Annotated in this window: 16 protein-coding genes; 2 read left to right on the top strand and 14 right to left on the bottom strand. The window is 29.3% G+C overall.

The annotated features are described in order from the left end of the window. Positions 1 to 7: 7 nt before the first annotated feature. From rnc to pta, 7 genes are all read right to left on the bottom strand, one after another. Entirely contained in the window at positions 8 to 712 is a 705-nt protein-coding gene (rnc, locus tag KM800_RS01705) for a ribonuclease III (protein WP_217811522.1), read from the bottom strand. Between the two features lie 117 nt (positions 713 to 829). Then, positions 830 to 1,063 (bottom strand): acyl carrier protein, encoded by a 234-nt coding sequence (gene acpP, locus KM800_RS01700; protein WP_217811521.1) that lies wholly within the window; start codon positions 1,061 to 1,063, stop codon positions 830 to 832. A gap of 136 nt (positions 1,064 to 1,199) precedes the next feature. Then, positions 1,200 to 2,198: a phosphate acyltransferase PlsX gene (gene plsX / locus KM800_RS01695; RefSeq protein WP_217811520.1), complete on the bottom strand. Its 999-nt coding sequence runs from the start codon at positions 2,196 to 2,198 to the stop codon at positions 1,200 to 1,202. A gap of 104 nt (positions 2,199 to 2,302) precedes the next feature. After that, positions 2,303 to 2,485: a 50S ribosomal protein L32 gene (gene rpmF, locus KM800_RS01690; RefSeq protein ID WP_017750646.1), complete on the bottom strand. Its 183-nt coding sequence runs from the start codon at positions 2,483 to 2,485 to the stop codon at positions 2,303 to 2,305. An 18-nt stretch (positions 2,486 to 2,503) separates the two neighbouring features. Continuing rightward, positions 2,504 to 3,004 carry a YceD family protein gene (locus KM800_RS01685; protein ID WP_217811519.1) on the bottom strand — a complete coding sequence of 167 codons (501 nt, stop codon included), beginning with the start codon at positions 3,002 to 3,004 and terminating at the stop codon, positions 2,504 to 2,506. Positions 3,005 to 3,085: 81 nt separating this feature from the next. Continuing rightward, positions 3,086 to 4,282, bottom strand: coding sequence for an acetate kinase (locus tag KM800_RS01680; protein WP_217811518.1), 1,197 nt, complete (start codon positions 4,280 to 4,282; stop codon positions 3,086 to 3,088). Positions 4,283 to 4,335: 53 nt separating this feature from the next. After that, positions 4,336 to 5,337 carry a phosphate acetyltransferase gene (gene pta, locus KM800_RS01675; protein ID WP_217811517.1) on the bottom strand — a complete coding sequence of 334 codons (1,002 nt, stop codon included), beginning with the start codon at positions 5,335 to 5,337 and terminating at the stop codon, positions 4,336 to 4,338. Between the two features lie 213 nt (positions 5,338 to 5,550). Here pta and KM800_RS01670 point away from each other — a divergent pair, with 213 nt between their 5' ends. After that, positions 5,551 to 6,786: a nucleotidyltransferase gene (locus KM800_RS01670; protein ID WP_217811516.1), complete on the top strand. Its 1,236-nt coding sequence runs from the start codon at positions 5,551 to 5,553 to the stop codon at positions 6,784 to 6,786. 97 nt (positions 6,787 to 6,883) lie between these two features. Further along, entirely contained in the window at positions 6,884 to 8,053 is a 1,170-nt protein-coding gene (ylbJ, locus tag KM800_RS01665; protein ID WP_217811515.1) for a sporulation integral membrane protein YlbJ, read from the top strand. On the opposite strand, the gene KM800_RS01660 is transcribed toward ylbJ, so the two are convergent. From KM800_RS01660 to KM800_RS15400, 7 genes are all read right to left on the bottom strand, one after another. After that, entirely contained in the window at positions 8,036 to 8,560 is a 525-nt protein-coding gene (locus KM800_RS01660; RefSeq protein WP_217811514.1) for an ATPase, read from the bottom strand. The two genes, ylbJ and KM800_RS01660, sit on opposite strands and share 18 nt — an antisense overlap. Before the next feature lie 21 nt (positions 8,561 to 8,581). Then, complete coding sequence (gene coaD, locus KM800_RS01655) at positions 8,582 to 9,076, bottom strand: pantetheine-phosphate adenylyltransferase (RefSeq protein ID WP_217811513.1); 495 nt, start codon at positions 9,074 to 9,076, stop codon at positions 8,582 to 8,584. A gap of 1 nt (position 9,077) precedes the next feature. Then, positions 9,078 to 9,644, bottom strand: a complete 567-nt coding sequence (gene rsmD / locus KM800_RS01650) for a 16S rRNA (guanine(966)-N(2))-methyltransferase RsmD (RefSeq protein ID WP_217811512.1) — start codon at positions 9,642 to 9,644, stop codon at positions 9,078 to 9,080. 86 nt (positions 9,645 to 9,730) lie between these two features. Next, positions 9,731 to 11,767 carry an ATP-dependent DNA helicase RecG gene (gene recG / locus KM800_RS01645; protein ID WP_217811511.1) on the bottom strand — a complete coding sequence of 679 codons (2,037 nt, stop codon included), beginning with the start codon at positions 11,765 to 11,767 and terminating at the stop codon, positions 9,731 to 9,733. Positions 11,768 to 11,820: 53 nt separating this feature from the next. Next, a complete protein-coding gene (locus tag KM800_RS01640) occupies positions 11,821 to 13,479 on the bottom strand; it encodes a DAK2 domain-containing protein (protein WP_217811510.1) in 1,659 nt (552 codons plus the stop codon). Positions 13,480 to 13,494: 15 nt separating this feature from the next. Beyond that, complete coding sequence (locus KM800_RS01635; RefSeq protein WP_017750657.1) at positions 13,495 to 13,845, bottom strand: Asp23/Gls24 family envelope stress response protein; 351 nt, start codon at positions 13,843 to 13,845, stop codon at positions 13,495 to 13,497. Positions 13,846 to 14,109: 264 nt separating this feature from the next. After that, positions 14,110 to 15,366: a transposase gene (locus KM800_RS15400; RefSeq protein ID WP_254906432.1), complete on the bottom strand. Its 1,257-nt coding sequence runs from the start codon at positions 15,364 to 15,366 to the stop codon at positions 14,110 to 14,112. Positions 15,367 to 15,581 lie beyond the last annotated feature (215 nt).

The following is a 15,581-nucleotide window of genomic DNA, read 5'->3' as shown; positions in this document are numbered from 1 at the left end:
TTACCTCTTAATCTTTATAATAATTTGTATTTTTTAATGCTCTATATGCGGCATTTTGCTCTGATTGTTTTTTACTGTATCCAACACCATTTCCAAGTATATTTTCGTTTACAGATACCTGTGTGTAAAATTTTCGTCTATGTGGAGGTCCTTCAAATTTAGTAAGCTTATAGTCTATTGAAACCTCTCCGCTTTGCTGCATAACTTCTTGAAGTTTTGTCTTGTAGTCCAATATAATTTTATCATTTATTGCTTTTTCTATAATAGTGTGAAAGTTGCTTATTATAAATTCATCAACTTTTTTGTATCCATTATCTATATAAACAGCTGCAATTATAGCTTCAACACAGTCTGAAAGTATTGATACCCTTTCCCTGCCACCTGTCATCTCTTCACCTTTACTCATATTTATATAATGACCTATATCCCACTTCTTTGCAATTTCATAAAGTGAAGTTTCACATACTATAATTGATCTTTTTTTAGTAAGTACCCCTTCTGGCTCATCTTTATAATTTAAAAACAAATATTCTGATATGGAAAGTTGAAGTACTGCATCTCCCAAAAATTCTAGCCTTTCGTTGAATTTTATTGATTTCTTGCCATTTGCATAAGAACTATGGGTGAGTGCAGTTTTTAATATTTCTTTATCTTTAAAACAAACCTTTAATTTTTTCTCAAGTTCTTCAAAATCATTCAAAAATTGCTCCATTAAATCTTCTCCTTTTGAAGTTTATTCCTCAGTTTGCTTTTAAAAACAAATTCAAGAATAAACTACATATTAAATCATTATAAAATTTAGAGTCCCGTATAAAACGAGACTCTCTTCTTACTCCTCTGTATGAGCTTTTATGTACTCAACTACGTCTCCAACTGTAGATATTTTTTCTGCTTCTTCATCTGGTATTTCCAAATCGAATTCTGTTTCAAGAGCCATAATAAGTTCAACTATATCAAGTGAATCTGCGCCTAAATCATCTACGAATGATGACTCCATCTTTATCTCATCTTCACCTATTCCGAGTTGTTCTGCTATTATTTTTTTTATTTTTTCAAAAACCATAATTTCGCCTCCTAAAAATTTGTACATAAATAATATTACATAAATATCGTATACCGTCAATACATTAGCATTAAATTTATTATATACCAATATATTCAGTATTAATATACATATATTGATTTTTTTAATTACTATATCAAATATCTGATATTTTTTCTATTTCTAACTTTATTTTATCTACAACTTTACTTTCTACACAATGTTTAGCCCTAAAAATAGCATTCTTAAAAGCTTTGCTGTCAGAACTTCCATGTGCCTTTACACATATTCCCTTCGAGCCTAAAAATGAACATCCACCATATTCAGAATAATCAAATTTTGACTTCAAATTTCTAAATACATTTTTCATTAATATTGCACCTATTTTAGCAGTAGAAGATTTTAATATTTCTTCTTTGAGCATACTCATTACATTTAATGCAACACCCTCATACATTTTTAAAACAGTATTTCCTACAAAACCATCACAAACCAATATATCTACATCACCATCAGATATATTTCTAGGTTCTACATTACCGATAAAGTTTAAATTAGATTCCTTTAGAAGTTTATATGTTGCTTTTGTAAGCTCATCACCTTTTTGTTCTTCAGTACCTATATTAACAAGACCAATAGATGGATTTTTTATATTCAGCACATTTTCTAAATATATCTTACCCATTAAAGCAAACTGAAGTAAATATTTAGGTTTACAATCTACATTTGCTCCTGCATCTACCACCATGAATTTACCATTTTTACCGGGCATAATTGGTGACAAGGCTACTCTGTCAATTCCCTTAATTCTGCCTACTATTAAAGTAGCTCCTGTCATAAAAGCTCCTGTGCTTCCTGCCGAAACTACAGCTTGTGCTTTTCCTGAAGATACAGCATTAAGGGCCTTAACTAAACTTGAATCCTTTTTTTCCCTAACAGCCATGACAGGATGTTCATTAGTAGTAATTACTTCTTTTGCATCCAAAACACTAATTCTATTCTTATCATACTGGTATTTTCTCAACTCATTGTTTATTATATCTTCTTTTCCAGTTATTATTATATCTATATTCGATTCTTTTATAGCAGAAACTGCACCGCAAACAGCCTCTCCAGGTGCAAAATCTCCACCCATACCATCTACAACAATTACCATGATCTCACACCCTGACAATAAACAAATTAGCTATAATTATATCACATTAGAATGATGAAAAATAAATATTAACCAAAAAAAGAAAGCCTATCGACTTTCTTTAACTATTTTGCAGCTGCAATAACCTCTTTACCACCATAGTAGCCACAATTCTTGCACACTCTGTGAGCAAGTTTCATTTCATGGCATTGGGGACATTCTACAATTCCTGGTAAACTTGCCTTGAAGGTCTGAGCTCTTCTTGAACTCTTTCTTGCTTTTGATGATTTTCTTGCTGGACTTGTCATAGTAAAACACCTCCTTAATCATTTAGAAAACATATCTTTTAACTTTTCCCATCTAGGGTCAATATCATTTTCTTTGCAATTGCAGGTTGAATCATTTAAATTAGTCCCACATTTAGGACATAATCCCTTACAATTTTCTTTGCAAAGTCTTTTTATTGGCAATGCTAATATTATGTTATTTTCTATTATTTGAGTAATATCTATGTAACCATCATTAATAAAGAAAATATCCTCGTCACAATCAACTATTTTCTTGTCTGTAAATCTTTCATTGATATTTATATTTATGGCATGAGCAAACTTCTTCAAACATCTTGAACAAGTAAGTTCAAGTACTCCACTGACTTTACCATTTAGAGTAATCATATGATCTGTTTTCTCCAAATTCGCCAGTAACATGATAGGGGTTAAAATACCACTATATTCCTTGCCATCATAAAAACTATCCTCTTTTAAAACAATATCTAGTTTTTTTGTAAATATCTCTTTATTTAGCAGATCAGATATATCCATTTTCATAATGCTCACCTCTATACATTAGCCACAATTTATTATATAGAGATGAGCATTAAAAGTCAAGATTTATTTAAATTTCACTTTTTATTTACCTTCAACTATTTCTTTTGTATCTCTAGCTATCATAAGTTCTTCATTAGTAGGAATAGCAAATACTTTTACTTTAGAATCATCTGAACTTATCTGAGCTGGTTTTCCCATAACATTGTTTCTTTCCTTGTCTAAAACTATGCCTAAATTTGAAAGTCCATCACATATTCTTCTTCTCAGAGGTTCTGAATTTTCTCCAGATCCAGCTGTAAATACTATACAATCAACTCCATTTAAAACTGCTATATAAGAACCTATTACTGATTTAACCCTGTAAGTATAAACATTCAAAGCAAGTTCCGCTCTCTTATTTCCTTTAGCTTCTTCAGCTAATACATCTCTAAAATCACTGCTTACTCCTGATACACCAAGTACACCAGATTTTTTATTCATTAGAGTATCTACTTCATCTATAGACATTCCAGCTGATTTTACGAGAAAAGGAATCACTGCAGGATCTATATCTCCACATCTAGTTCCCATGCAAAGACCTGCAAGTGGAGTAAATCCCATACTAGTATCTACAGACTTACCACCGTCAATGGCACATATACTAGCTCCATTTCCCAAATGGCAAGTTATAATTTTAAGAGATTTTATGTCCTTTCCCATCATCTTAGCTGCTTCTATTGATACAAATTTATGTGATGTACCATGGAATCCATATTTTCTAACACCATATTTTTCATATAGATCATATGGTACTGCATAAGTATATGCATAATTTGGAAGGGTCTGATGGAATGCAGTATCAAATGTTGCCACCATAGGAGTATTTGGCATTAATTCTTTACATGCATTTATACCTATCATATTTGGTATATTATGAAGTGGTGCCAATTTAGCACAATCTTTTATAGCTTTTATAACATCTTCATCTACTAAAACTGAATTTGCATATTTTTCTCCACCATGCACAACTCTATGTCCAACTGCAGATATTTCAGACATGTCTTTAATAACTCCATAATCCTTGTCTACTAGTGCATTCAGAACTAATTTTATAGCTATTTTATGATCTTCCATAGGCTGTTCAGTAATATACTTTTCTCCATTTACTTTATGAGTAAGGATGGAGCCTTCTATACCTATTCTTTCCACAAGACCCTTAGCAAGTACATTTTCATCTTCCATATTTATCAACTGATATTTTAAAGATGAACTTCCACAATTTATTACTAATATTTTCATAAAATCATCTCCTCGTATATTAATAGAACCTTATATTTACGCTACTCATTAAATTATTTTGCAGCTTGTGCTTGTACTGCTGTTACAGCTACTACATTTACTATATCGTCAGAACTACATCCTCTTGACAAATCATTTATAGGTTTTGCAAATCCCTGACATATAGGTCCTATTGCTTCTGCTTTTGCAAATCTTTGAACTAATTTATATCCAATATTTCCTGCCTGAAGCTCAGGAAATATAAGTACATTTGCCTTTCCTGCTACAGGACTACCAGGAGCTTTTAAATTCGCAACTTCCTGTATTAAAGAAGCATCCAATTGAAGTTCTCCATCTATTTTAAGATCCGGTTGCATTTGTTTAGCAAGTTTGGTTGCTTCCCTCACCTTATCTACATTTTCATGTTGTGCACTTCCCTTAGTTGAAAACGAAAGCATGGCTACTTTGGGATCCATACCACATAAACTTTTTGCAGTTTCTGCAGTACTAATAGCTATTGCAGCTAATTGTTCAGTATTAGGTACAGGATTTACAGCACAATCTGAGAACAACAAGAAACCATTATCACCTAAATCACAGTTTGGAACTTCCATCATAAATATACTTGAAACTACTGAAGTTCCTGGAGCAGTTTTTACAATTTGAAGACCTGGTCTCAAAAGATCGCCTGTAGTATGTATAGAACCAGATACCAATCCATCAGCATCTCCTAGTTTGACCATCATTGTTGCAAAATACAACGGATCTCTAACTATCTTATTTGCTTTATCTGGAGTAATACCTTTTTTCTTTCTCAATTCATAAAACTCATGAGCATATTTTTCTAATTTATCAGAAATTTGTGGATCTGCCAATGTAACGCCAGTTAAATCCACATTCAACTTGCTAGCCTTTTCCTTTATTACATCAATGTTTCCAACTATTATTACATTAGCAAGACCATTTTTAGTTATTTTTTCACTTGCCTTAAGATTTCTTTCTTCTTCACCTTCAGCTAAAACAATTGTCTTTTTATCTGTTTTTGCCTTTTCCCATATTTGTTTCATTAATCTCATTTTCGTTTCTCCCTTCAAGATATAAAAATTAATATAAAATCACATATACTTATAATATAATCCTTTTTCAATATATATTTCAATAAAAAAACAGTATTTTTTTTTATTTTTTTATAAAAAATTTTTATCTGTTATAATAATATGCTTTATCTGTTATAATAATATGCATAAAGAATTAAATTAAGATAGATAAATAGGAGGTTTATTAGAATAATGAAGATAACCGGCATTATAGCGGAATATAATCCTTTTCATTGCGGTCATGCTTATCATATTCAAAATACACGTAAAATAACAAATTGTCAAGCTATTATAGCCATAATTTCAGGAAATTTTGTTCAACGAGGACTTCCTTCAATAATAGATAAATGGAATAAAACTAAAATTGCTCTTTTAAATGGAGTGGATTTAGTATTGGAATTACCTACATTATATAGTGTTTCTTCTGCAGAGTTTTTTTCTTTCGGAGCAATAAGTCTAATGGAGAATTTAGGCGTAGTTGATAATATTTGTTTTGGAAGTGAATGTGATAATATCTCTTTATTGAATTCTATATCAGAAATTCTATATGATGAGCCTCCTGAATTAAAAAATTATTTAAAAACTGAACTTTTAAAGGGTAATTCATATGCTGAGGCAAGAAGTAATTCTATAATAAACTTTCTTAAGGACAGATATAAAAATATTTCTCCTTTAGAATTCAAATCTATATTATCAGCCTCTAACAATATTTTAGCACTCGAATATTTAAAAAGTTTAAAAAAGTTAAACAGTAATATGAATGCTTTTTCTATAAAAAGACAGGGTCAAAATTATAACAGCACTATATTGGAAAATAATTTTTCCAGTGCTTCTGCTATAAGAACTTTCTTAAAACATAATAGAGATCTATCCTATATAAAAGAAACTGTTCCAACTGAAACTTATGGAATTTTACGGAGATTATGCAGACAAAACTATAATTTTGATATGGAAAATTTAATGGTTCCTTATTTAAAATATAGATGTTTTTTACAAAAAAAATCTATATTAAAACTTCCGGAAGTATCTGAAGGTATAGAAAATAGAATTTTTCGAGCTTTGGAAAACAAATCTGATTATAATGAAATAATTAAATGTGTTAAAACCAAAAGATATGCCTACACAAGAATAAGCAGAATACTATGTCAATTTTTTCTTGGATTTGATGAATTTGAAACTGATATTATGAGAAGACAAAAATGCTCTTACACACGAGTTCTTGGATTCAATGAAACTGGAATGAAAATACTAAAATCCATTAAAGAAAATTCCTCAATTCATGTATACACAAAATTTCCTAAAAAACTTGATAATTTCTTATCCATAGATTTAAACTCTACAAAAGCATATAGTCTTTTAAACAATTTTGTGAAATTTAATTCGGATTACAAAAAAAGTCCAATTATATTTAAAGGAAATGCTTTTTAAAATAATACTATATGAAGTAATAAACATCCTTTTTTTTTAATATAATTCTAATATGTTTTCATATAAGAATTGAGTTAAATAAAAAGCAGGTGATTAAATGGCAATATTATTCTATATACTATTATTTATAATAGTATTACTTCTAGCATTTCTGTTAAAAGACAGAAATTTATTTGTAACTATATTATGTTCTCTTTTAATTATACAGATTATATTATCTCCTAAATTATGTATAGATGGCGCTATAAATGGAGTTATACTATTCTTTTACAAGGTATTTCCATCATTATTTTCTTTTTTAATAGTATCAAATATAATAATTAATTGTAATGGCATTTATATATATGCCAAATTATTTGGTAAAATATTATGTTCTCCATTAAAGCTTCCAAGAAGTTGTAGTTTTACTCTTATAATAAGTATGCTCTGCGGTTACCCTCTAGGTGCAAAATATGCCTGCGATTTATACGAAAATAAGGAAATAGATAATAATACTTTTACAAGATTATTAAATATAGCATCTAATTCAAGCCCCCTATTTATATTAGGTTCTGTAGGTATATCAATGTTTAAAAGCAGCGTTTTAGGATATATACTTCTGCTTTCAAATTTAATTTCGTGTTTTATTATGGGATTTATTCTTCCATCCAAAGTTAGTTATAATAATAACAATTACATTCAGAACTCAATAACATCAAATTCCAATATAGGAAATATACTAAAAAAAAGTATTGAAAATTCTATTAAAACTTGTCTATCTATTGGCGGTTTTGTTACTGTGTTTTCTGTTATAAACAGCATACTTGAACATAATTTAGTGTTTGAAATAGTTACAGAAAAAATTTCCAATATATTTAATATTTCATCTGGTATTATTAAAGGTACACTACTTGGAATAATCGAAATGACAAATGGTTGTAATTTGATATCTACTTCTGGTGGAAATATCTATATAAAGATTTTAATTGTAAGTTTTTTATTCACTTTTAGTGGTTTTTCAATTATATCACAAGTATACTCTTTTACCTATAAATTTAAAATTTCCATGGGAAAGTACATATTTAGAAAAATAATCCACGGAATACTATGTGCTATATTAAGTTTATTTATATTTAAAATATATGAAAGTAAATTAATATCAAAGGAAATATTCTCTTACTATTATTCACCAATAGGAAGTAGTGACAACATATTTATATTCCTAATTGGTATCATTATATTTCCTGTTATACTGTTCAAATTAAAAAATCTATTTAATATTCTTTAGTTCATCTATATTATCTCTTATTAAATTGGTTTTTAAATTTACACTTTCATAAAGAGCATCAACAAACTGTTGTGCTTGAAGCTTTAAATCTGAAAGCATGACTTCACTTTTGGATTGTATTTCTGCATCTAACTGCTTAAGTATATTATCTGCATATTCTACTGAACCCATACGTATGGCTTTTGCATTTTTTTTTGCAGATGATATTATTTCAGCAGCACGTATATTTGCTTCCTTAGTTATGTCATGATTTTCTATCTGCATTTTTAATATATTCAAATTTTCTTTTTTCATATTATCTGCTTCTTTTATAGCATCATTTAATATTCTCTCTTTTTCTTCTACTATCCATTTTGATTTTTTAAATTCGCCTGGAAGACTGTTTTCTACTTTATCTAATATATCTAAAACTTCTTTTTTACTTATCATTACTTTACCAGTCATAGGTACCTTTGCTGATGTTTCTATAATTTCTTCAAGGTATTCTAACAACTTGATAGTATTCATAATTTTTCCTCCTAAGGATGACTAACTTTTTTTACAATATTTATGAGCTTTCTTCATTACATCAGTTATAATTTGATCTGGAACCAAATCTTTGATACATCCATTAAACATAGCAACTTGTCTTACTGCAGAGGAACTTAAAAATGAATTTTTAGCACTTGTCATCATAAACATGGTTTCTGCTTCATGACAAAGCTTTTTATTCATAAGATCCATTTGGAATTCATATTCAAAATCTGATACTGCCCTAAGACCCTTTACTATTACCTGAGCATTTTTCTTTTTCATAAAATCTGTTAAAAGTCCGCTAAAACTTTCTACACTTACATTATCTATTCCATTTATAACCTTTTCTATAAGAGAAACTCTCTCTTCTACATTAAAAAATCCTTTTTTATCAGGATTGACAAGTACGGCAACTATTACATGATCAAATATTTTAGCTGATCTTTTTATTATATCTAGGTGCCCATTTGTTATTGGATCAAAACTTCCAGGATAAACTGCTGTTTTCACCTTATTCATCCTCCTTATATTTTTTATAAATGCATATAATCGTCTTTCCATATTTTCTATGGTCACTTAAAATTATATCACCATTTCCTTCATGTATTTCTTCTCTACTATCAATTTTGGAAACTATTATTCCATGGTCATCTAGTAGTTTTTTCTCTTTAATTATATCCAATGCTTTTGGTATCATATTTTTCTTGTACGGCGGATCTATAAATATAATATCAAACTTGATATTTTTAGATCCAAACTCTTCAAGTGCCCTGTAAGAATCAGTATTAATACAACTGCATTTTTCATCAAATTTTAAATTTATTACGTTTTGTTTTAAAAATGAAAATGTTTCTCTACTTTCATCTATGAGATAACATTTCTTGGCTCCTCTACTAACTGCTTCTAGTCCAAGACTTCCAGTGCCTGCAAATACATCTACTACTACAGAATCCTGTAATTTATTTTGAATTATACTGAAAATCGATTCTTTTACTCTATCTAAAGTAGGTCTTGTAGTATCGTATCCAACTGGTGATAATAATTTTCTACCCTTGGCAAGACCTGCAATTATTCTCATTATTTATTTCCTCCTCATGTATTCAAATATAAGTATTTATCCTTAATATTTTATCATAAATTTTATTTATACACAAAATTTTTAACCTAGTTGAAACATATGAATTTAGAACTTTTCTCTATTTTATTGAATATATTATTTTTAATTTTGATATCCTCTTCTTTATCACTTTTTATAAGTTGTCTAGCCGACATGTTCGCTACTTTAAAAATATCTATATCCTGGTTCAAATCTGAAATTATAAGTTCATCTTCTCCATGTTGCCTATATCCAAAAATTTCTCCTGCACCTCTTATTTTCAAATCTTGTTCAGATATGAAAAATCCATCGTTACTGCTTTTCATAATTTCCATTCTCTTTCTTATTATGTTATTTTTTATATCTGCAATGAGAATACAATATGATTTATACTTTCCTCTTCCAACTCTTCCTCTAAGCTGATGAAGCTGTGATAAACCAAATCTCTCTGCATTTTCTATTATAATAAGGGATGCATTTGGAACATTTATGCCTACTTCTATAACTGTAGTAGCTATTATTGCTTTTATGTTTCCTGTTTTAAATCTATTCATTATATCTTCTTTTACTTTTGATGACATTTTTCCATGTATTATATCTAAGGATATATTTTTAAAATAATCCTCCTTCAATTCTTCATATAGTTTCTCCACAGAACTTAAATCCATATCTTCATTTTCCTCTACCAAAGGACAGACTATATAAACTTGTCTTCCATTTTTTATTTCATTTACGGCAAATCTATATGCCTTAATTCTTGAAGATTTACTTAAATACAATGTATCAATTTTTTGTCTTCCAGGTGGAAGACTATCTATGGTGGATACATTTAAATCTCCATATAAATAAAGTCTTAATGTTCTAGGAATAGGTGTAGCGGTCATCACTAATACATCTACATTTTTAGCTTTATTTAACAATTTGCTTCTCTGCATAACTCCAAATCTATGTTGCTCATCTGTAACTATAATTCCCAATTTAGAGAATTCTACATCATCCTCAATAAGTGCATGGGTTCCTATTATAACATCTATATATCCATTTTTTAAATTCTGTTTTATGTTTTCTTTATTTTTTTTAGTAATACTTCCACATAAAAGTTCTATATTTATATTGAATTTTTCCAATAGTTTTTTACTTTCAACATAGTGCTGCCTTGCAAGTATCTCTGTAGGAGCCATAAGCACTGCTTGATATCCGTTTTTAACTACATTAAATATAGCAATTATGGCAACTATAGTCTTGCCACTCCCTACATCTCCTTGAACTAGCCTATTCATAGAATTACTTCTCTTTTCATCTAATAATATTTCCCTTATGACCTTGTTTTGTGACTCTGTTAATTCATATGGCAATGAATACTTCAAGTCTGTTAGGTCTTTCGAAATTTTAAATGATATACCTTTTTTATTTTTTGTATAGTAATCTTTTAATGTCAATATTTTTAGTGAATATGTAAAAAGTTCTTGAAATTTAAGTCTTCTTTTAGCTTCTCTAAGTTCTTCTAAATCTTTAGGGTTATGTATAATTCTTATTGCTTTATCTAAACTGCACAAATTATATTTTTTTATTATCCAACTAGGAAGATTTTCTGAAATCTCTATTTTTTTTAATACTTGATCTATCAACCTTATAAATATATTATTTGTCAATCCAGCTTTAAGTGGATAAACTACCTCTATATTTGTATAATTCTTAAAGCTGAAATCATCTTTTACTACAACTGGATTCATTATATAAGATTTTCCTTTAAACTCATTCAATTTTCCAATTATAGTATAACCACAGTTTACTGAAAACTTATTTTTCATATATGGCTGATTAAACCATCTGCCGGTAAAAACGCCATCATCATTATCAAATACTACTGTAGACATTATTTTTCCTGTTTTGGTTCTAATATCTCTTCTTATAGATTTAACTACACATTTTAATATTATTTTATCTCTATTGGAATTTGAACTTCCAAATTGTGAAATAGTCTTATACTCTCTTGGAATGTATAGCAGAAGATCCAATACACTAAATATACAACATTTATTTAATGCATTCATTGTCTTAGGTCCTACTCCTTTTAAAATTCCTATATCACTGTAAGCATCCATAAAATCACCTACCTTTTTAAAAATATAAAATAAAAAAAGCCCTTTGGCTTTTTTTACTCAACTGAAATTATAAAATAGTATAAAGGCTGTTCTCCATTATAACACTGTACATCCATATCTGAATATTTATTCTCTATCTTATGGGTGAATTCTTCAACCTTATCATGATCACAGTCTTTGCCACAATATATGCTTATTAAATCACTATCTTGGCTGACAATACCAGTTAGTATATCTTCACAAACTTTAAATATATCATCACCAACTTGTTTTATATTTCCATCAACAAGTCCTAATATATCTCCTTCTTTTATAATTTTACCATCTATTTCAGTGTCCCTTACCGCATAAGTTACGGAACCAGTAACTACACCTTTTATAGCTCTCTTCATGGAATTAACATTTTCTTCCACACTTAAATCCGAATTAAATGTAGTAATTGCTGTTATTCCTTGAGGTATAGTTTGAGTTGGTACTATTATAAGCGGCTTTTCACTAATTTCAGATGCCTGTTTAGCTGCCATAAAAATATTTTTATTATTGGGAAATATAAATATTTTTTCAGCGTTTATGTTCTCTACAGCACTTAGTATATCCTGAGTGCTTGGATTCATAGTCTGACCGCCTTCTATAACACAGTCTACTCCTAGGTCTTTAAACATATTTGCCAGTCCGTCTCCCATAGCTACTGTTATAACTGCATATTTCTTTATGCCATTATCCTCTTGACTAATATCACCAGTTGAATTGTTTACATCTAGAATCTTGTTATCATCCTTATCTATACCTAATACATGCCTGTGTTCTTCTCTCATATTATCTATCTTTATTTTTGATAATTCTCCCAATTTAACAGCTTGAGATAATATCCATCCTGGATCATTTGTATGGATATGAACCTTTATTACATCTTCATCACTTACAACTACCATAGAATCTCCCATGGTTGAAAGTTTATCTTTAAATACTTGTATATCTGCATTTTTAGAATGTACAAAAAACTCCGTACAATATCCATATTTTATATCTGCCTGATCCAAATTTTCCACCTGAGATTGACTATCAATTTCTTCAAAATCCTGTAATTCAGCATCTTCAATTCCATCTCTAAGAGCTCTATACATTCCCTGTAATATTATAAGAAGTCCTTTACCTCCTGAATCAACAACTTTAGCTTTTTTCAAAGCTGGAAGCATTTCGGGAGTTTTATCCAATGTGACCTCGCTGTAGGCGCATACTTCCTTTAAAAGATCTGTTACATTGTCTGTATTGGATCTTAAAGCAGCTTCTCCTGCCGATCTTATAATTGTTAATATTGTACCTTCTGTAGGTCTCATTACTGCCTTATAGGCATATTTAGCTCCTTCATTTATACTATTTGCAATTTCCATGGAATTAGCATCTGATTTTCCTTCAAGCCCCTTTGATATTCCTCTCAATATTTGAGACAGTATTACACCTGAGTTTCCTCTTGCTCCCATAAGAGCTCCTTTTGCAAGTTGTTTTGCTATATTGCCAAGAGACTCTCTTTTCATATTTTTTATTTCAGATACAGCTGTTTTTAATGTCATGGACATATTACTCCCAGTATCACCATCAGGCACTGGAAAAACATTCAATGAATTCACAAGGCCTTTCTGTTCTTCTAAATCATTACTAGCACTTACAAACATATTGTAAAAACGCTGTCCATCTATTTTTAAGTAATCCATTTTTACAATTCCTCCCTAGATTCTAACACCTTGAACATTTACTGTAATAGTTGAGACTTTTAATCCTATATAATTTTCAACGTTATATTTTATTCTCTGTATTATGTTATTTGCAATAACGGATATTTTTGTTCCATACTCAACCATTATATATAACTCTATCAAAAGTTCATTATTTTTAGAACGAATTTTTACTCCTCTGCTTAGGCTTTCCCCTCTTATCAATTCCCAAAATCCATCTTTTGCATTTTTAGATGCCATACCTACTACGCCATAACACTCCATTGTAGATATACCAACTATGTTTGCCACAGATTCCTCTGAATAATAAATTTCACCGATTTCACCTGTAATACTACCTATCACATTAAAACCTCCTTACAATAATAACGCCATATAACATATTTTATATTAAATAAAACATTTATTCAAGGAAATATTGGTATTGTCTTTTATTTTACAGGAGTTTAGCGCCAAAATTCCAGTAAAAATTTTGATTTAACTAAAAATGTATTTTATTACACTTAATTAAAGAAATGGTATGTTTGTAGACCGATAGGTTGTAAATATAAATAAGGTTTCCACTTACCCCGTAAATTTTACTTAATTGATTTCCAATTTAAATCATATTTACGTTACTTTAAATATAGGGTTTATCCAATTACTTACACTCAGCATTTCGTCTCTTATATCTTCTACAAAGTCTATCTGGAGCATTCGTGTATCTCTAAACCCTCTTATACACCTAAAAAAATACAACTGCATTAAATTGAATGCAATTATTATAAACATTAGTACTGTTTCAACGCCCAAAGGGCTATGGAGAAAGCAATGATCCAGATGCCACCCAGTTTTCAGCTGGTGAAAAACATTATTTTCAATGTCCCATCTCTTATACATTATCTTCCATAAAATCTTTACTGGGGCTGTTTTATCTGTCGTTATAATCCACGATTCCTTAACTTCTACTTTGCCTCCATTATTGTAATAAATTTTTTCTACAAATTTTATAAACCTAACTTTTGTTTCTAAATCAGCCATTTCAAGATTATCTTCATCCCATGCTTTTATGTGTCTATAATTGCCACATTTTTCTTTCATAGTCCAAAAATCATCTGCCTGACGGCATTTAAATATACCAAGAGCATCTTTTACAATATTAAGCCGCTTGTTTTTAACCCTCACTACTGCATCCATTCCTATAGATAAGATTTCCTTAATCCAGGTAGATTTACAATATAGAGCATCAGCAACTATTATATCTGCAAAATAATGATACTGCTTATATAATTTTTTAATTAATCTTTTACCGCCTGTAATCTCACCCTCATTTTTATCTGAACTGTCTCTTTTGGGTTCAAGCATTTCCTGTCCAAAAATAATATGTGGATCTGAACCTACTGATGCACAAACTACTGCCCTGTGGAAATAATGAGTTTTTCCATCCTTTTGAACTCGTGAAAGACATTTATAACAACATTTTTTAGTACTTTCAAATAGTTCAACACCATCAATGGCAGCCACTTTTAAGTTATGAATATTACCATTTTGAAACACCTTATTTTTTATAACAGTTTTTACTATGTTACTGTTAATATCTTTCAATCCTTCTAAATCGAAATTACTTAAACACCGCCTGACGGCGTCAATACAGGGTATTTGTGCCCCTTTAGGAACTATTTTTTTAAATTTATTGCTTTCAAACCAATGTTTTAATCTATTGAAACTATTTATTTGAAGCATAAATCCAAGTAATACTACAAAAGTAATTGTTGAAACTTTTACTGGAGATTTTATTATTTTATCTTTTAAGTTATTGATTTCTTTGCCAATATGGTATACCTTATTAATATAAGTGAGTACCTGTTTTAAATAACTTTTACTCATTTTATCAGCATCCTTTTTTAAGTTTTTTAGAGCAAAACTATTATAAAAAGGATGTTTTTATTATGCAAATTTTTCTATATAATTTCCAGTAAAAATCAGAATTTATTAATTCTATTGTAAATACCGATAAACTTTTATAATCCAAAGGACTATCGTCTTAAATATTTTTAAGTGCTAAACTTCTGTTTATTTTACTTCAATTCGTAATTTGAATA

This window comes from Clostridium tyrobutyricum, assembly GCF_019144085.1.
GTDB classification, from domain to species: domain Bacteria; phylum Bacillota; class Clostridia; order Clostridiales; family Clostridiaceae; genus Clostridium_B; species Clostridium_B tyrobutyricum_A.
The sequence above is the reverse complement of the archived record's forward strand: the minus strand, read 5'-3'. Positions and strand labels throughout refer to the sequence as shown.